This is a genomic window from Rhodococcoides corynebacterioides NBRC 14404, assembly GCF_001894765.1.
In the GTDB taxonomy this organism is placed as follows: domain Bacteria; phylum Actinomycetota; class Actinomycetes; order Mycobacteriales; family Mycobacteriaceae; genus Rhodococcoides; species Rhodococcoides corynebacterioides.
The window spans coordinates 480,750-497,646 of sequence record NZ_BCWV01000002.1 but is presented as its reverse complement, the minus strand read 5'-3'; the positions used below and the strand labels follow the sequence as shown (position 1 = coordinate 497,646).

The following is a 16,897-nucleotide window of genomic DNA, read 5'->3' as shown; positions in this document are numbered from 1 at the left end:
GCGGCTACCGGGCGGCCGTGGCGAACGGGTAGTCCGTGTACCCCTCGGCGCCGGAACTGTAGAACGTGCTCTGGTCCGGCGTGTTCAGCGGCAGGTCTTCCTTCCAGCGGTACACGAGGTCCGGGTTCGCGATGGCCGGGCGACCGACCACCACGGCGTCGCCGACGTTGTCGTCGACGATTGCCAGTGCCTCGTCGCGTGTCGTGATCTCACCGAAGCCGCTGTTCACCAGGAAGGGACCACCGAACGCGGAGCGCAGGTCCTGGACGAGCTCGCCCGCCGGATCCTTGTGCAGCACACTGAGGTACGACAGGCCGAGAGGTGCGATCCGGTCGACCAACGCGCGGTAGGTGGCGCGCACATCGGCGGGATCGGTCTCGAGCGCGTCCTGGATGTTGTGCTCGGGCGAGATGCGGATGCCGACGCGTCCGGCGCCGATCGCATCGGCGACCGCCTCCACGACTTCGGCCACGAAACGCGCGCGGTTCTCGGGGGAGCCGCCGTAGGCGTCGTCACGCTGGTTCGACGCGGGCGACAGGAATTCGTGCAGCAGGTAGCCGTTGGCGGAGTGGATCTCGACTCCGTCGAATCCGGCGGCGATCGCGTTGCGCGAACCGCGCACGAACTCCTCGATCACGGACGGCAGCTCGTCGGTGGTCAGCGCATGCGGCACGGGGTACGGCTTCTTGCCCTCGTACGTGCGGGTCTCGCCCTCGATCGCGATGGCGCTGGGCCCGACCACCTGGTGGCCGCCGGTCGTCGCCTCGTGCGTCACCCGACCCGCATGCATGACCTGCGCGACGATGAGTCCGCCCTCGGCGTGCACGGCCTCCGTCACGGCTTTCCAGCCGGCGAGCTGCTCGTCCGTCACCAAGCCGGGCTGGCCGGGGAAGCCCTGACCGGCGTGGCTCGGGTACGTGCCCTCGCTGACGATGAGCCCGAGGCTGGCGCGCTGGCGGTAGTGCTCGACCACGAGCGGGCCGGGGATTCCCTCGGGACCGGACCGCACCCGCGTCAGCGGCGCCATGACCAGGCGGTTGCGCAGGGCGAGGTCCCCGAGGGTGACGGTGGAGAACAGCGACATGGGTTGGCTCTTTTCCTCGACGACAGAATGCGGGCGCGCCGTAGCGCGCCGATTCAGGCCAACCCTGCCGCCGCGCGCAGCCATTCCCGAACGAGACGGGGGTCACGTTCGGCATCGAGCCCCTCGCGTCACAGCCATGGCTCCGGACGCAACCGCCGAACGTCGTCGACTGCGTGCCCCCAGTCGGACTCGAACCGACAACACAAGGATTTTAATTCCTCTGCCTCTGCCAATTGGGCCATGGGGGCCGTCGCGCGCACCCACCCTAGCGGCCGCAAGGCGGTTCAGGTCGGGCGACCGATACCCAGCAGACCGTCGAGTGCGCGCATACAGATGTCGTAGACGGTGTCGGCGTCGACCGACCGCTCGTCGACCCAGTCGAGGCAGGTGGCGCGGACGAACGCGATCCAGCCGCGCACCGCCAGGCGCACGGCAGGATCGTCGCGCGCGTCGGTACCCAGGGCGTCGAGAATGCGCTCCTGTTGCACGCGCAACTCGTCGGTGACGATCGACTGGATTCCGTCGTCCGCCGACATGGCACCCCGGTTGATGGCGCGGATGCCGTGCTCGTGGGTGTCGACGTGATGGATGTAGGCCCGTAGGCCGTCGCCCACCTGCCGGGCGACCGGCAAGGCCGTGTCGGGCGCGGTGATCTCGACCATCCGCACCGACTCCTGGCGGATGATCTCCGCGAAGAAATCCCGCTTCGATGCGAAGTAGTGGTACATCAAGCCCTGGGATACGCCGGCGAGCTCGGCGACCTCGTCGATACCGACGTCGTCGTACGGACGGGTCGCGAACAACCTGGTTCCGACGGCCAACAACTGCGTGCGCCGTTCGGCCGGCGTCAATCGCTTCCGCACGCTGGTCATGGTTCTCCGAACATACTCGGCCGGCCGCCCCTACAGCCCTCGACAGCTCCGGACAACCCTTGACAGTGCGCACCCGGTGAGTAGCGTCGCTTGTTGAACGAACCTTCAACAAGCCTCCCCGAAGGGGTCCGCGCCGTGGCCACCACCCTCGCTCCCGACGTCTCGCTCCCGCACCCGCCGCGCCGCCTGCCGGTGCTCGGTGACGTCCTCGGCGTCCACGTCGCGACGCCCGTGCAGGACTCCATCCGACTCGCCCGCGAGCTCGGACCCATTTTCGAGCGGGTGGTCCTCGGCAATCGGTTCGTCGTCGTCAGCGGGGTCGACCTGGTGACCGACCTGAACGACGAGAGGCGCTTCACCAAGCACCTCGCCCCGGCGGTGGCGGGCCTGCGGTCGATCGGCGGCGACGGTCTCTTCACCGCGTACTCGGACGAGCCGAACTGGCGCAAGGCGCACGATCTGCTGCGACCGGCCTTCACGCAAGCAGCGATGCGGACCTACCACGACACGATGGTCGAGGTGGCCGGAGAACTGATGTCGTACTGGCGAACCCGTGATCACGTCGACGTCTCCGCGGACATGACCAAGCTGACCCTCGAGACCATCGGGCGTACGGCCTTCAGCTACTCCTTCGATTCGTTCACCCGCACCGAACGGCACCCCTTCGTCGGTGCCATGGTGCGAACGCTGACGCACAATCAGCGCCGGGCGGTGATCACGGTCCCCGTGCTGAGCGACCTGTGGTTCCGTGACCGCGACCGCCGCAACGAGCAGGACAAGGCCTACCTGGCCGACGTCATCGACGACATCGTCCGAACCCGGCGAGACCACGGCGTCGGCGCGGAGAACGACCTCCTGGACATCATGCTGACGGCCGCGCGCGACGCGGACCCCAATGCCCTCGACGAGGTCAACATCCGGCACCAGATACTGACGTTTCTCATCGCCGGACACGAAACCACCTCGGGTGCCCTGTCGTTCGCGCTGTACTACCTCTCGCGCGATCCGGAGCTGTGGGAGCGGGCGCGCGCGGAGATCGACGAGGTGTGGGGCGACGAACCCCCGACGTTCGAGCGCGTCGCCAAGGCGCGGTTGGTTCGCCGTATCCTGGACGAGGCTCTGCGGCTGTGGCCGACGGCGCCCGGCTACGCGCGAGAAGCGCTGACGGACACCGTGATCGGTGACGGGTATCGCATGCGTCGAGGCGAGTGGGCCATGGTGCTCATCCCCGGACTGCATCGAGATCCGGTGTGGGGTGCGAACACCGACGAGTTCGATCCGGACCGCTTCCTCTCCGCGGCGGTGCGCAGCCGCCCCGCGCAGGCGTACAAGCCCTTCGGCACCGGTGAGCGCGCCTGCATCGGCCGTCAGTTCGCGCTGCACGAGGCCATGATCGTCCTCGGCACCGTGTTGCAGAACGTGGACGTGCGACCCGACCCGAACTACCGACTGCGCGTGGAAGAGCGCCTCACGTTGATGCCGAAGGGGTTCGAGGTACAGGTCTCCCCACGCGGGCGGTGAATGGAACTCACGGCGAGTACAACCGCTGACACGTCGACCGGCGTCGAGAAGTCTGCACGGGAGCCCGTCCCCTTCCGTCAGGAGAATCCGTGTCCCGCGAACTGCACCTCGCCGGCTTCCTCATCGCCTCCCACGTCACGCATTCTCATGCCGCGTGGCGCCACCCGGCGTCGGAAACCGACTACCTCGGCCCGGACTACTACACCCGCGTCGCCCGCACCCTCGAGCGCGGAACCTTCGACTTCCTCTTCTTCGCCGACCTGTTGGCGACGCCCGTCCGCTACGGCGACGACATCGCTGTTCCGCTCCGCAGCGGCACCCAGGCGTCGGCGACCATCGACCCGTCGTTGGTGGCGGCCACGCTCGCCTCGGTGACCGAGCGCATCGGACTCGCTATCACCAAGTCCACCACGTACTTCCACCCCTACGAAGTGGCCCGTATCTTCGCGACGCTCGACCATCTGTCGCGGGGCCGGGCGGGGTGGAACGTGGTCACGTCCCTGAACCAGGCCGAAGCACAGAACTTCGGGCAGCTCGATCACCTTCCGCACGATCAGCGCTACGACCGTGCGCACGAGTTCCTCGAGCTCGCCTACGACCTGTGGGGCAGCTGGGATCGTGACGCGCTGGTGCAGAACAAGGGCGCCGGTGTCTTCGCGGACCCGAGCAAGGTGCACACCGTCGACCACGCCGGGCGGTTCTTCCGGAGCCGCGGTCCGCTGACGGTGCCGCACTCACCGCAGAGCAGGCCGGTGATCTTCCAGGCCGGATCGTCCTCCACCGGAAAAGATTTCGCGGCACGGTGGGCGGATGCGATCTTCGAGATCGACCCGACTCCCGAGGGACGACGGGCGTACTACGACGACGTGAAGTCCCGCGCCTCGAACCTCGGCCGTAACCCCGACCACCTGAAGATCTTCCCGTCGTTCGTTCCGTTCGTCGGCGAGACCGAGTCGATCGCCCGGGAGAAGCAGGCCTTCCACAACGACCTGGCCGATCCCATCTCCGGCCTGATCACCCTCTCGGTGCACACCGATCACGACTTCTCGCAGTACGACCTCGATGCCCCGGTCACCGACGTCGTCGTTCCGGGCAGTCAAGGCCTGTTCGATCTCGCGCGGCGTCTGAGCGATCGGGACTCGCTGACCCTGCGGGACGTCGGCAAGCTCTACGCGCAGGGGGTGTTGCTACCGCAGTTCGTCGGAACCGCCTCCGACATAGCCGATCTCATCGAGGAGGGCTTCCGGGGCGGCGAGGCGGACGGCTACATCCTGTCGGCCGCGCAGGCGCCCGGCACGTTCGACGATTTCGTCGATCAGGTGGTGCCGGAGCTGCGTCGACGCGGACTGTTCCGCACCGAGTACACCGGCACCACGCTGCGCGAGCACCTCGGGCTCCCCGCCGCGAGCCTGACCCCCACGCCTCGGGCAGTGGCGGCTCCGGCCTGACGGAGAGTCAGTCGGCGTCGGGGTGCGGCACGTTCTGCTCGTCGACGACGGCGCCCCGCTCGTCCTCGTGCGACGAGTCCCGCGGGCCGTCGTTGCTCCCGCTCGACGGGACGGCGTCGGCAGCGTCACTGGGCATGGTCATCGGAGCCTCCTGATGGGGTGGGGTACCGCATGGGCATGCCCCACCGGGACCGGTCCGAACCTCACTCCGGTCCTGTGGCCACCGGGCGGTTCGGATCCGACGACCACGCCGACCAGGAGCCGGGGAAGAGTGCGGCGTCGATCCCGGCGAGGGCGAGCGCGGCCACCTCGTGCGCCGCCGTGACCCCCGACCCGCAGTACACCCCGACGCTGTCGCCGGGCCGAATGCCCAGGCTCGTGAATCGGTCTCGTAGCTCCGCCCGAGATCGGAACCGCCCGTCCGGGCCCACGTTCTCCGCGGTCGGGGCGCTGACTGCGCCCGGAATGTGGCCCGCACGCGGGTCCATCGGCTCGACCTCACCCCGGTACCGCTCCCCCGCCCGCGCGTCGAGCAGGGTGCCGGAGAACTCGGCCGCGTCGTCGGCGGTCACGGTCGGCATCGAGCCGCCGCGCAGGACGACATCGCCCTCCGCTCGGGGGGACTCGTCGCCCGAGCGCACGGGAAGGCCGGCGTCCTGCCAGGCGGTCAGTCCCCCGTCGAGCAGGCGTACGTCGTCGTGCCCGGCCCACCGCAGCAACCACCACGCGCGCGCCGCGGCCTGATTACCGGTGGCGTCGTAGACCACGACGGGAGTGTCCGTGCCGATGCCCCAGCGACGCGCCGACGCCTGCAGGTCGGCGATGTCGGGAAGGGGGTGCCGACCATCGGTGGGCAGACCCGGTCCCGAGAGTTCGGTGGGTAGGTCGACGTACACCGCGGTGGGGATGTGCTGCTCGCGGTAGCGCTCGCGGCCGTCGGTCCGTCCGAGAGCCCAGCGGACGTCGAGCAGGACGGGTGGGTTCCGTTCGAGCGAGGACGCCAGCTCGGACACGCTCACGAGGATATCGGTCATGGACCCGAGCCTAGGGCGCGCAGGGCGGCCGCAACCGTTCACTTGCCAAGTCGGAAAGTCAGTGGTTCACTTTCCGTATCGGAAAGACACGGTTCGACACCGAGGAGGCACGATGAGTGACGACTTCTCCCCCGCCGACGCCCTCGCCGCGGTACAGGCCCAGCGCGACAAGCTGGCCGAGCAGGCAGCGGCGCCACGCGGCTACCACCTGATCCTGGCGCTGACGGCCGGCGTTCTGATCGCCTCCCCGTTCTGGAACAGCTTCTGGGTGGTCGCGGTGGTCTACGTGGCGTTCTTCCTGATCCTGTGGGGTCTGATGACCTGGTACAAGCGATCGAAGGGCATGTGGATCAACGGACTCGACCATCGCCCCGCACGCCGCTACTCGGTCACGGCCGGCGCGATCGGCGGCGGCGGGTTCGCGGCATCCCTCGCCGCGGAATGGGCACTGCACCTCCACGGCGCGAGCCTGGTCCTCGCCGTGATCGCCGTGCCGACCATGACCTGGCTCGGCTTCCGCTGGGACGCGGCCTACGAGCAGGAACTGCGGGAGTCGGCGTGACGGCGACCCCCGCGTTCGATCCCGTCATCCACGCACCGCTCCGGCTCCAGATCTGCGCTCTGCTCGCGCCGGTGACCGCGATGGAGTTCGCCACCCTGCGCGGTCATCTCGACGTGAGCGAGTCGGTGCTGAGCAAGCATCTCAAGACGCTCGAGGACGCCGGCCACATCCGAATCCGCAAGGCCACCAGCAACTCCCGCGTCCGCACCAGCGCTTCGATGACGCCGGAGGGCAAATCCGCCTACGACGCGCACGTGGCCGAGCTTCGACGCATCGTCGGAAGCTGACTCGACCGTCGCCGCCCGCATGCCGGCCTGATCCGCGGGCCGATCCGCGGGCACGTTCGCCGGTGTGTCATGGGTCGACCCCCGACCTCTGTTACCGTACTCCTCGGTCGGTACCGGGACATCGGGTTCCCGACGACGTCGGACTTCCGAACCCATCACCCACTTCGTCGAGGATCTCGTGGCGCGCAAGCACATCAACAACAAGACACAACGGCTCACGGTTCGCAACGTCCGCGCCACGCCTCGACGGACCGAACTCACCGTCGAACTGGGATCGCGATCGGTGGACGTCTGGACCGAGAGCAACGTACCGATCGACGTCACCGCGACCCCGTGGCTCCCCACGCTGACGGTCACGATGTCCGACCACGACGTCGACACGCAGTGGCCCGCCGACACCGAGGTGGACGGCGAGGCGCTGGACGGCGCCGGCCGCGCTCTGGACCTGCTGACGGCGTGGTATCCCGATGCCCACGGCGGGACTCACGTCGGCGTTCGCCGTCGGGTCGGCCTGCCACCGCCCGAGAACCGCGGGGTCGCCTGCTTCTTCTCCGGTGGCGTCGACTCCTTCTACTCGACGCTCCGCAACATCGACGAGATCACCCATGTCGTCCTGGTGCACGGACTGGACATCAGTCTCGACAACACCGAGTTGTGGGACGAGACGGTGCGCCGAACCGCCATGGCCGCACGCGATCTCGGCAAGGAATTGATCCTGGTCCGCACCAACATCCGGAAGCTGCATCACAAGCTCGGACCGAATTGGCAGCACCGGGCGCACGGAGCGTTTCTGGCACACATCGCGCTCGTCCTCGCACCGCACGTTCACCGCGTCTACATTCCGGCATCGAAGGACGACAGCCGACTCGTTCCCTACGGCACTCACCCCGAGCTCGACCCGCTGTGGTCGAGCTCGGACGTCGACATCGTGCACGACGGCACGGACCGTCGGCTCCAGAAGTTGGCCCTGCTCGCCGAGTCCGCCCCGGCCATGGCCCATCTGCGGGTGTGCTGGTGGAATCTGTCGACCGACTACAACTGCGGACGATGCGAGAAGTGCCTCCGCACGATGATCGGCCTCGACATCCTGTCGGCCCTCGACCGATGCGACACCCTCCCGCACCACATCGACCCGCGGGAAGTGCGGCGCATGTACCTCACGGCCGGCGGCGACGGTGGACGGATCTACGCCACCGAGAACCTCGAGGATCTCCGAGCGCGCGGAGCGGGCGACTCCGAGATCGCGCACGCGCTGGACTTCGCACTGCACCGCGGGCGCGTCCGCAATGCACTGGTGACGGCGCGTTTCCTGCGACAGATCGCCAGCGGCATTCTGGGACACTGGCGTCGGAACGTCGTTCATTGGGCGCGGCACGGCACCGCACACGGCGAGTCGCTCGCAGCCGGACCGCCGTCGACCTGACGGCGCGCCCGTCTAACTCACCGCGAGCGACAGGGCGATCCCGTCGAGAATGTCGTGCTCGCTGACCACCAGCGAATCGATTCCCGACTCCGCACCGATGTGGTCCGCCAGGGCGGCAGTGACCAGCGACCCACCGCCGATCACGTCGACCCGTCCCGGATGCATCGACCCGATGGCCGCACGGCGCTCCCGCGTCATGCCCACCAGACGGCCGCATACGTCGTGCAGCGCATCGAAGCCGATGCGAGACAGATGAATTCGGTCGGGGTCGTACTCCGGGAGATCCTGCGCGACGGCCGCGATGGTGGTCATCGTGCCGGCCACACCGACCCAGGTCCGCGCCTGTGCGACCGGCACGGCCGCGAAGGCCGGTGCCAGACGCTCGGCGACGAACTCCCGCGCCGCACCGATCTCGGCCGCGGTGGGTGGGTCCGACGCCAGGCATCGCTCGGTCAGTCGCACGCACCCGATGTCGGCCGAGTGCGCCGCGCTCACCCCCGACCCGTCCCCGAGGACGAGTTCGGTCGAACCGCCGCCGAGGTCGACCACGAGGAACGGGCCGTCCGCCGGATCGAGGTCGCCGACGGCACCGGCGAAGGACAAGCGGGCTTCCTCGTCACCCGTCACCACCTCGGCGACGGCGCCGGCGGCCACCGGCTCCAAGAGTCGAGACGTCATGTCGAAGAACAGGTCTCGATTCGCCGCGTCACGGGTGGCGGACGTCGCCACCATGCGCACCGCGTCGACCCCGCCGAGTCCACCGATGATGTCGACGTACTCGGCCAGCGCCACCCGCGTGCGGTCGATCGCCTCCGGGACGAATGCGCCCGTGGCGTCGACACCCTGACCGAGACGGACGACGCGCATCTCCCGCGACAGGTCACGCAGCCCGGCACCGCCGGCCTCGACATCGGCCACCAGGAGGCGGATCGAATTGGTGCCGCAGTCGATCGCCGCGACCCTCACGAGCGGAGATCCTCGATCGTGGGCCAGTCCGACGGCAGCGCGGTCCCCCGCAGCGGACCCTCGGCGGCGAGCGCCACGGACTCGTCGCCGAGCGGGTTCACACCCGGCCCCTTCGCCAGCGAGTGAGCCATGAGTACGTGGAGGCACTTGACCCGGTCGGGCATGCCGCCCCCGGTGAACGTGGTGCCGAGCGAGGCGATGGCGTCACGCTCGGCCAGGTACGACTCGTGGGCACGGCGATACCCGGCCGCGAGCTCGGGGTCGGTGCCGAGCCGGTCGGTCATCTCCCGCATCACCCCGGCGGACTCCTGCCGGGACGCCTCGGCGGTGAGTCGCGGGTCCGTCAGGTAGTACAGCGTGGGGAACGGCGTGCCGTCCGGCAACGTCGGCGCCGTCGTCACGACGGCCGGTCGACCGTCCGGGGTGCGATAGGCGATGGCGAGCACACCACGTGGTTCACGGCCCAGTTGCTCGGCGACCACCGCCAGGTCCTCGGGCGACACGTCGGTCATGACGACAGAACTTCCTTCGATCGGTTGGTCGGTCGGCGGTGTCAGCGAGGCACGGTCGCGGTCGACCACAACTCGCTGTACCACGGGCCGGGAGGAGGCGGCGGCGGGTCGTTCGCGATGTCGGATCGTGCCCGCGCCCCGGGCAACTGCACCTGGTACGGCGTCTCGCCGGGCATCACGAAACCGAGCCGCTCTCGCGCCTGGGCGGTGATGTACGCGGGGTCGTCGCTCTGGTCCTTGCGAATCTGCAGGTCGCGCACTCGCTCTTCGAGGACCACCCGCTCGGCCGCGACGTCGGCCGCATCCGATCGCTGCGAGACGTACGTGCGCAGCGGATACGCGAGGGTCAGCGCCAGTGCACACACCACCACGGCGAGAATCACGGCCTTGCCGGTCGAGAGGCCGAGGAACGTGCGTTCGCCGCCCCCGTCACCGCGTCCCCGTCGACCGCGACGGCCCACCAGGGCGGCGCCGTCGGTGAGGACGTCGTCGACCAGCCCGGCCACACCTCGGGCACCCGAACCACGCCGTCGGGTGGACCGACCGGGACGCTCGCCGCGCCGCGACGATCGGCCCTCGGGCCGCGCCGCGGGACGGTTCCCGTTCCGGTCGGACGTCACCGCGATCAGTCCTTGGCGAAGTCGAGACGCGGGAACGCCAGGTCCCCGGCGTAGCGGGCGGCGTCGCCGAGCGCTTCCTCGATGCGCAGGAGCTGGTTGTACTTGGCGACGCGCTCGCTGCGGGCGGGCGCGCCGGTCTTGATCTGTCCGCTGCCCACCGCGACCGCGAGGTCGGCGATGGTGGTGTCCTCGGTCTCGCCGCTGCGGTGGCTCATCATCGTGCGGTAGCCGCTGCGGTGCGCGAGGTCGACGGCGTCGAGGGTCTCGGTGAGGGTGCCGATCTGGTTGACCTTCACCAGCAGTGCGTTGGCGGCACCCTTGACGATGCCCTCCTCGAGACGCTCGGGATTGGTGACGAACAGGTCGTCGCCCACCAGCTGCACGCGCTCGCCGATGGTGTCGGTGAGGGCGACCCAGCCGTCCCAGTCGTTCTCGTCCAGCGGATCCTCGATGGACACCAGCGGGTACTGATCGAGCAGCCCGGCGTAGAACGCGGACATCTCCTCCGACGAGCGGGTGGTGCCCTCGAAGGCATATCCCGTTCCGGCGGTGTAGAACTCGGTGGCCGCGACGTCGAGCGCCAGCGCGATGTCGGAGCCCAGCGTCAGGCCCGTCTTGCCGATGGCCTCGGCGATCAGGTCGAGCGCCGCCGTGGTGCCGGCGAGGTCGGGCGCGAAGCCGCCCTCGTCACCCAGACCCGTCGAGAGCCCCTTGCTCTTCAGCACCGACTTCAGGGCGTGGTAGACCTCGGCGCCCCACCGCAGCGACTCCTTGAAGGTGGGCGCACCGATGGGCGCGATCATGAACTCCTGGACGTCGACGCCACTGTCGGCGTGCGCGCCACCGTTGATGATGTTCATCATCGGCACCGGCAGGACGTGGGCGTTCGGTCCACCGAGGTAGCGGAAGAGCTCGAGCCCGGCGGACTCGGCGGCACCCTTGGCGACGGCGAGCGAGACGCCGAGCAGCGCGTTGGCACCCAGCCGGGACTTGTCGGGGGTGCCGTCCAGGTCCAGCAGAGCCTGGTCGACGGCGCGCTGCTCGATGGCGTCGAGACCGATGACGGCCGGTGCGATGTCGTCGAGCACCGCGTTCACGGCCTTCTGCACACCCTTGCCGCCGTACCGGTCGCCGCCGTCACGCAGCTCGACGGCCTCGTGCTCGCCGGTGGACGCACCGGACGGGACGGCGGCGCGGGTGAGCGTGCCGTCGTCGAGCGCGACCTCGACCTCGACCGTGGGGTTGCCACGGGAGTCGAGAATCTCGCGAGCTCCGACCTGTTCGATGATGGCCACGACTGAACTCCTAGCAAAGCGATGGGCGGACCTGACACGGTTCGCAGACAGACTAGCCGCCACGTCGTCCCGTCCGACGCCCGACGCGCAGGGTCGTCGACCCCGCTAGGGGGACGTCCCGACCGAGTACGCCGCCGCCGCGTCGCGCACGTCCCTCGCGTAGGCCCCGGATCGGTTGTAGGCCAGCAGCGCACGCTGCCACCCCTCGGGCGTGGTCAGCTCGCCGCCCGAGGCGCAGAGGTAGCGCCCGGCGGACAACGCCGCGTCGTCGAGGGTGTCGGGGTCGGCCCGGCCGTCGCCGTTGGCGTCGACCCCCCACTTGCGCCACGTCTCCGGAATGAACTGCATCGGACCCATCGCCCGGTCCAGGACGGGGTCGCCGTCGAGTTCGCCGCCGTCCGTGTCGCGGATCTCCGCGTTCCCGCCGGTGCCGTCCAGCGGGACGCCGCGGATGGGCGGGGACACCACCGAGTCGGGACCGACGCTCGATCCGCGGAAGGTGCCGTGCCGGGACTCGACGTACCCGATCCCCGCGAGCGTGGTCCACGCCAGTCCACACCCCGGGACCGAACGCGCCAGGACGGCGGCGGCGTGGCCGTAGGCCTCGATCGCCGTCCGCCCGACCCCCGTCGCGTCGGCGATCGGGCCGGCCCATTCGGCCAGCAGGTCCGCGGTGCGGCCGGGCCCGTCGACGTCGATCGCCGGCACGGGAACACCGGGTGCGGGCGGGACACCCTCGGGAATCTCGATGCGCGGTCCGGTGGTCGCCCCGCAGGCCGTCATCACCAGCGCGCCCGTCACGACCGCGACGAGCGCAGCCCTCGGTCGGCGAGGACGGAGTCGGTCACAGCGGCGGGATGCGGGCACGGTCCCATCATCCCGAGCAAAGGTAATAGGACCCTAAAGAGAAGCAAAAAACCAGGTCCAGGGCTGTTTTCGACGGATGCGACCGTGTAGCTTCCTCGCTCGAACAAGGTTTGCCTTACCTCCGATCAACCTCCGATCATCCACCGCCGATCCACCGGGAGTCGCCCGTGTCCGTCGTCCTCGCCGCCGCGTCGACACCCGGCGTCGCCACGCAGATCACCGGCAGCGCCCTCATCGGCCTCCGCGAAGGCCTCGAGACCGGCATCGTCGTGACGATTCTCGTGGCGTTCCTGGTCAAGTCGAACCGTCGCGACGCCCTGCGCTGGGTCTGGACCGGAGTGATCGCCGCCGTCGCCATGGTCATCGGCGTGTTCGCCGTCATCCACTGGGGGACGTCGACCGTGACCGGCCTGACGGCCGAGATCGTCGCCGGCGTCGCGTCGCTCGTCGCGGTCGCCATCGTCACCACCATGGTCCTCTGGATGCGCCGCGCCGCTGCGACGATCTCCGGCACGCTGCGCAGCGGGCTCGCCCGCGCCCTCGACCTCGGCCCCGCCGCGCTCGTGTCGCTGTCCTTCCTGGCCGTCGGACGAGAGGGCATCGAGACCGCCCTGCTCATGGTCGGGTACGCCGAGAACGCGGCGGGCAGCCCCTGGCCGCTCGTCGGACTCCTCGTCGGCATCGCGATCGCTGCAGCCCTCACGGTCGCGCTCTACGCCGGTGCCATCCGCATCGACCTCGCCCGGTTCTTCCGCTGGACCGGAGTCGCGCTGATCGCCGTCGCCGCCGGCATCCTCGGCTACGGCGTCCGCGCGCTGCAGATCGGCGGCATCGTGCCCGGTGGCGACGCGGTGGCCTTCGACCTCGGCTCCTGGTGGGACGCGAGCAGCTGGTACGGCACCCTCGTCGCCGGCGTCCTCAACCTGCGTCCCGATCCGACGGTGCTCCAACTCGCCGCGTGGGCGACCTACCTCGTCGTCGTCCTGACCCTCTTCCTCCGACCGACACCCGTACCCACGGCCCCGTCGGGCTCGCCCGCGCCCGTCGCGTCCTGACCGCTCCCCCACCCGCACCCGCCCGAAAGGCACCCATGCACGCCGCCCGTCGACGGACCGCCCTCGCGGTCTGTCTCGCCCTGCCCGTCGTGATCGCCGGATGCACCGCCAAGACGCCCACGGACACCTCCGCCGACGGTGAGATCGCCGTCGAGGCCACCGACTCCGCGTGCACCGTCGCACGCTCGGAGGCCACCACCGGCCCGTCCACCTTCCGCATCACCAACAGCGGATCCACGGTCACCGAGTTCTACGTCTACGGCGAGGGCGACCGGGTCATGGGCGAGGTCGAGAACATCGGCCCCGGCCTGTCCCGGCAGCTCGTGGTGTCCCTCCCCGAGCCGGGGACGTACCGCACCGCGTGCAAGCCCGGCATGGTGGGCGACGGCATTCGCAGCGACTTCGTCGTCACCGGAGACGCCGTGACCCGCGACGACGACAGCGCACTCGCCGAGGCCGCCGACGGCTACCTGCGCTACGTGCGTGCCCAGACCACCGCGCTGCGGGACACGGCGGGCGGGTTCGTCGACGCCGTCGTCGCCGGTGACGTCGAGGCCGCCAAGGCGCAGTACCCGCTGGTGCGGACCTACTACGAACGCATCGAGCCCGTCGCCGAGAGCTTCCCCGACGACCTCGACCCGCGCATCGATCTCCGCGAGCCCGACGTCGAGCCAGGCGATCGGTGGACCGGCTTCCACCGCCTCGAGAAGGACCTCTGGGCACAGGGCCTCCAGCCCGACACGGCCGAGATCGCCGAGCAGCTGCGGTCCGACGTCGACGAACTCGTGCGCGGCGTCGACTCGGACGACTTCGTCCTCGACCCGGTCACCGTCGCCGGCGGCGCCCAGGGCCTCCTCGACGAGGTCGCCCAGACCAAGATCACCGGTGAGGAGGACGTGTACTCGCACACCGACCTCTACGACTTCCAGGCCAACGTCGACGGGTCGCAGGCGGCCGTCGCGGCCCTCGACCCCATCCTGCGCGCGAAGGACGCCGACCTCGCCGACACCATCGCGGCGCGCTTCGCCGACCTCGACGCCGAACTGGCCCGGTACCGCACGGGCGAGGCGTTCGTCGCGTACGACACCGTCACCGAGCCGCAACGTCAACAGCTCTCGCAGAAGATCGACGCGCTGTCGGCGTCGGTGAGCCGGGTGCAGGGAGTCGTCGCCGGTGCCTGAGCTGTCCCGACGCTCCGTCCTCGCCGGCGCCGGGCTGGGAGCCGTCGCCGTCGGGGCGGGCATCGCCGTGGGACGCGGGACGGCCCCGGACCCGGCGGCCACCGGGACGATCGCCGCGTCCGACAGCGTCGTGCCGTTCCGCGGCGCGCATCAGGCCGGCATCGTCACCCCCGCCCAGGATCGGATGCACATGACGGCCTTCGACGTCACCACCACCTCGCGCGCGGACCTGCTCGACCTGCTGCGCACCTGGACACGGATGGCCGAACGGCTGACCCTCGGTGCCGAAGCCGAGCCCGGCGGCGTCGTCGGCGACGGTCCGTACTCCCCGCCGGGCGACACCGGCGAAGCCCACGGTCTCGCCGCGGCGCACCTGACGCTGACCATCGGGTTCGGACCGAGCCTGTTCGACAAGCTCGGCCTCGCCGACCGCAGACCAGCGGCGCTGCAGGAGCTTCCGCGCTTCCCGGGCGACGCGCTGGATCCGGCGCGCAGCGGCGGTGACCTGGTGATCCAGGCCTGCGCCGACGATCCGCAGGTGGCCGTGCACGCGGTCCGCAACCTCGCGCGTGTCGCCTTCGGCACGGCCTCGGTGCGGTGGTCGCAGCTCGGGTTCGGACGCACGTCGTCGACGTCGACCACCCAGACGACCCCACGGAACCTGTTCGGCTTCAAGGACGGGACCAACAACATCAAGGCCGAGGACACTGCCGCCGTCGAGCAGCACGTGTGGGCACGATCGGGCGACGGCATGGACGGCGGCAGCTACCTCGTCGCGCGGCGCATCCGCATGCGCATCGAGCCGTGGGATCGGTCCGTCCTCGGCGAGCAGGAACGCGTGATCGGCCGCAGCAAGGGCACCGGCGCCCCGCTCGGGTCCGCCGACGAGTTCGATCCCGTCGACCTCTCGTCCACCACGATCGACCGCGACGCGCACGTTCGGCTCGCCTCGGCCGACGCACTGGGCGGGATCCGCATCCTCCGCCGGGGATACAACTTCACCGACGGCACCGACGGCTTCGGGCATCTCGACGCCGGGCTGTTCTTCGTGGCCTTCTGCGCCGACCCCGGCGCGCAGTTCGTCCCCATGCAACAGGCGTTGGCACGCCACGATGCGCTGAACGAGTACATCTCGCACGTCGCGTCCGGTGTGTACGCCTGCCTACCCGGTGTCGCGGAGGGCCGCGACGACGATTTCTGGGGTGCCTCGCTACTCGCCTGACACGCCGTGACCGGGGACGTCACCGGGCCAGTACTTGGTCCACGCCGGAACGTCCAGGTCCGTGGGCCGAAGGCCGTCCATCGCGGCGGCGCGCTCGGCGGCGCGCACGTCGGCGGCGAACGCCGTGACCCGACGGCGCAACCCGTCCTCGGCACTGGCGCCGCCGTGGTCCGGCGAGACGTCGATACGCACGGCCAGGACGTCGTCGGGAACCAATTCGGTCGGTAATCCCGCCCGGACCGCGCGCGTGGTTACCTGCTGCGCCAACGCGAGCGCCGGTTGGCCGAACGCCACACCGTCGAGACAGGAGCCGCGGACCTTCTCCGCGGCCTTGCGCTCCTCCCACGCCCGTTCCTGCGCCGCGACGTCCACCGGAGCACCGGAGGTGTCGGACAGATGGGGACTGCGATGGGTCAGCTTGGCCACCAGCGTGGCCGCGACGTCCTCGATGTCGAACGCGTCGGTCTCGGCGTCGGCGGCGATCCGAGCGTGGAACAGCACCTGCAGCAGCAGGTCCCCGAGTTCCTCCCGCACGGCGACGGCATCGCCCGACTCGATGGCGTCGAGCAGCTCGTAGGTCTCCTCGAGCAGATAGGTGCGCAGGGACTCGTGGGTCTGCGTCGCCTCCCATCCCCCCAGGGTGCGCAGCCGATCCATGACGTCCACGGCCTCCGCGAGCGCACCCGGCCGCCGCTCGGCGGACGGCCGATCACGGGCCTCGACGACGTCCTCGCCCCGATCGATGCGCTCGCGCACGTCGGGATTGTCGCGGCTGGTACTGACGAGCACCTCGGGTCGGTCGTCCGGGGTCGTGGACGTGTGCGCGGCCAACCGCCACCGCACCGAGACCGGAACCTCCTCGGTGAACCCCACGGGCTGGTTCAGCAACGCGATGGCCTGCACGGGCACGAGGGTGGGTCGCAGCGGGTCCAGCAGCAGAACCGTCAC

General features: G+C 70.1%; 18 protein-coding genes and 1 tRNA gene. 8 read left to right on the top strand and 11 right to left on the bottom strand.

The genetic code is table 11. The annotated features are described in order from the left end of the window. Positions 1–4: 4 nt before the first annotated feature. The 3 genes from RC2_RS03755 to RC2_RS03745 form a co-directional block, all read right to left on the bottom strand. The gene (locus RC2_RS03755; protein WP_068152287.1) at positions 5–1,084 is read right to left on the bottom strand and encodes an alkene reductase; all 1,080 of its coding nucleotides are present in this window, start codon (positions 1,082–1,084) and stop codon (positions 5–7) included. Positions 1,085–1,258: 174 nt separating this feature from the next. Then, positions 1,259–1,332 (bottom strand) — tRNA-Leu (locus RC2_RS03750). 36 nt (positions 1,333–1,368) lie between these two features. Continuing rightward, a complete protein-coding gene (locus tag RC2_RS03745; protein ID WP_068152293.1) occupies positions 1,369–1,956 on the bottom strand; it encodes a TetR/AcrR family transcriptional regulator in 588 nt (195 codons plus the stop codon). A gap of 135 nt (positions 1,957–2,091) precedes the next feature. Here RC2_RS03745 and RC2_RS03740 point away from each other — a divergent pair, with 135 nt between their 5' ends. Beyond that, on the top strand, positions 2,092–3,477 hold the full coding sequence (locus tag RC2_RS03740) for a cytochrome P450 (RefSeq protein WP_068152296.1): 1,386 nt from the start codon (positions 2,092–2,094) through the stop codon (positions 3,475–3,477). Between the two features lie 89 nt (positions 3,478–3,566). Continuing rightward, on the top strand, positions 3,567–4,925 hold the full coding sequence (locus RC2_RS03735; RefSeq protein WP_068152299.1) for an LLM class flavin-dependent oxidoreductase: 1,359 nt from the start codon (positions 3,567–3,569) through the stop codon (positions 4,923–4,925). A gap of 7 nt (positions 4,926–4,932) precedes the next feature. Here RC2_RS03735 and RC2_RS19275 read toward each other — a convergent pair whose 3' ends face one another. Beyond that, positions 4,933–5,067: a hypothetical protein gene (locus RC2_RS19275; RefSeq protein WP_281250842.1), complete on the bottom strand. Its 135-nt coding sequence runs from the start codon at positions 5,065–5,067 to the stop codon at positions 4,933–4,935. A 61-nt stretch (positions 5,068–5,128) separates the two neighbouring features. Next, positions 5,129–5,959, bottom strand: a complete 831-nt coding sequence (locus tag RC2_RS03730; RefSeq protein WP_068152302.1) for a sulfurtransferase — start codon at positions 5,957–5,959, stop codon at positions 5,129–5,131. Positions 5,960–6,071: 112 nt separating this feature from the next. On the opposite strand from RC2_RS03730, the gene RC2_RS19040 reads away from it, so the two are divergent. The 3 genes from RC2_RS19040 (at position 6,072) to RC2_RS03715 (ending at position 8,231) form a co-directional block, all read left to right on the top strand. Further along, entirely contained in the window at positions 6,072–6,521 is a 450-nt protein-coding gene (locus RC2_RS19040) for a hypothetical protein (protein WP_068152304.1), read from the top strand. Then, positions 6,518–6,808 carry a transcriptional regulator gene (locus RC2_RS03720; RefSeq protein ID WP_068152307.1) on the top strand — a complete coding sequence of 97 codons (291 nt, stop codon included), beginning with the start codon at positions 6,518–6,520 and terminating at the stop codon, positions 6,806–6,808. Before RC2_RS19040 ends, RC2_RS03720 begins: the two co-directional genes overlap by 4 nt. Positions 6,809–6,986: 178 nt before the next feature. Next, positions 6,987–8,231 carry a hypothetical protein gene (locus tag RC2_RS03715; RefSeq protein WP_068152310.1) on the top strand — a complete coding sequence of 415 codons (1,245 nt, stop codon included), beginning with the start codon at positions 6,987–6,989 and terminating at the stop codon, positions 8,229–8,231. Positions 8,232–8,243: 12 nt separating this feature from the next. Here the strand turns inward: RC2_RS03715 and RC2_RS03710 are convergent, their stop codons facing one another. The 5 genes from RC2_RS03710 to RC2_RS03690 all read right to left on the bottom strand — a co-directional run bounded on the left by RC2_RS03710 (position 8,244) and on the right by RC2_RS03690 (position 12,407). Then, on the bottom strand, positions 8,244–9,197 hold the full coding sequence (locus RC2_RS03710; protein ID WP_281250841.1) for a Ppx/GppA phosphatase family protein: 954 nt from the start codon (positions 9,195–9,197) through the stop codon (positions 8,244–8,246). Then, positions 9,194–9,709, bottom strand: coding sequence for a DUF501 domain-containing protein (locus tag RC2_RS03705; RefSeq protein ID WP_068152321.1), 516 nt, complete (start codon positions 9,707–9,709; stop codon positions 9,194–9,196). The genes RC2_RS03710 and RC2_RS03705 overlap by 4 nt, the downstream gene beginning before the upstream one ends. A gap of 41 nt (positions 9,710–9,750) precedes the next feature. Beyond that, positions 9,751–10,215 carry an FtsB family cell division protein gene (locus RC2_RS03700; RefSeq protein WP_245810942.1) on the bottom strand — a complete coding sequence of 155 codons (465 nt, stop codon included), beginning with the start codon at positions 10,213–10,215 and terminating at the stop codon, positions 9,751–9,753. A gap of 119 nt (positions 10,216–10,334) precedes the next feature. Then, the gene (eno, locus tag RC2_RS03695) at positions 10,335–11,624 is read right to left on the bottom strand and encodes a phosphopyruvate hydratase (RefSeq protein WP_068152319.1); all 1,290 of its coding nucleotides are present in this window, start codon (positions 11,622–11,624) and stop codon (positions 10,335–10,337) included. A gap of 105 nt (positions 11,625–11,729) precedes the next feature. Beyond that, a complete protein-coding gene (locus tag RC2_RS03690; protein WP_068152327.1) occupies positions 11,730–12,407 on the bottom strand; it encodes a lytic transglycosylase domain-containing protein in 678 nt (225 codons plus the stop codon). A gap of 251 nt (positions 12,408–12,658) precedes the next feature. Here RC2_RS03690 and efeU point away from each other — a divergent pair, with 251 nt between their 5' ends. The 3 genes from efeU to efeB are packed head-to-tail and all read left to right on the top strand — an operon-like array spanning position 12,659 to position 15,949. Next, positions 12,659–13,546 carry an iron uptake transporter permease EfeU gene (gene efeU, locus RC2_RS03685; RefSeq protein ID WP_072681067.1) on the top strand — a complete coding sequence of 296 codons (888 nt, stop codon included), beginning with the start codon at positions 12,659–12,661 and terminating at the stop codon, positions 13,544–13,546. 35 nt (positions 13,547–13,581) lie between these two features. After that, the gene (gene efeO / locus RC2_RS03680) at positions 13,582–14,727 is read left to right on the top strand and encodes an iron uptake system protein EfeO (protein WP_072681065.1); all 1,146 of its coding nucleotides are present in this window, start codon (positions 13,582–13,584) and stop codon (positions 14,725–14,727) included. After that, positions 14,720–15,949: an iron uptake transporter deferrochelatase/peroxidase subunit gene (gene efeB / locus RC2_RS03675; RefSeq protein ID WP_072681064.1), complete on the top strand. Its 1,230-nt coding sequence runs from the start codon at positions 14,720–14,722 to the stop codon at positions 15,947–15,949. The genes efeO and efeB overlap by 8 nt, the downstream gene beginning before the upstream one ends. Here the strand turns inward: efeB and RC2_RS03670 are convergent. Further along, a complete protein-coding gene (locus tag RC2_RS03670) occupies positions 15,938–16,897 on the bottom strand; it encodes a nucleoside triphosphate pyrophosphohydrolase (RefSeq protein WP_072681062.1) in 960 nt (319 codons plus the stop codon). The genes efeB and RC2_RS03670 overlap by 12 nt on opposite strands.

Excerpts from the sequence above, each read along its gene's own strand:
- RC2_RS03755 (WP_068152287.1), bottom strand. The coding sequence starts at position 1,084 with ATGTCGCTGTTCTCCACCGTCACCCTCGGGGACCTCGCCCTGCGCAAC.
- RC2_RS03745 (WP_068152293.1), bottom strand. The coding sequence starts at position 1,956 with ATGACCAGCGTGCGGAAGCGATTGACGCCGGCCGAACGGCGCACGCAG.
- RC2_RS19275 (WP_281250842.1), bottom strand. The coding sequence starts at position 5,067 with ATGACCATGCCCAGTGACGCTGCCGACGCCGTCCCGTCGAGCGGGAGC.
- RC2_RS03730 (WP_068152302.1), bottom strand. The coding sequence starts at position 5,959 with ATGACCGATATCCTCGTGAGCGTGTCCGAGCTGGCGTCCTCGCTCGAA.
- RC2_RS19040 (WP_068152304.1), top strand. The coding sequence starts at position 6,072 with ATGAGTGACGACTTCTCCCCCGCCGACGCCCTCGCCGCGGTACAGGCC.
- RC2_RS03705 (WP_068152321.1), bottom strand. The coding sequence starts at position 9,709 with ATGACCGACGTGTCGCCCGAGGACCTGGCGGTGGTCGCCGAGCAACTG.
- RC2_RS03690 (WP_068152327.1), bottom strand. The coding sequence starts at position 12,407 with ATGACGGCCTGCGGGGCGACCACCGGACCGCGCATCGAGATTCCCGAG.
- efeO (WP_072681065.1), top strand. The coding sequence starts at position 13,582 with ATGCACGCCGCCCGTCGACGGACCGCCCTCGCGGTCTGTCTCGCCCTG.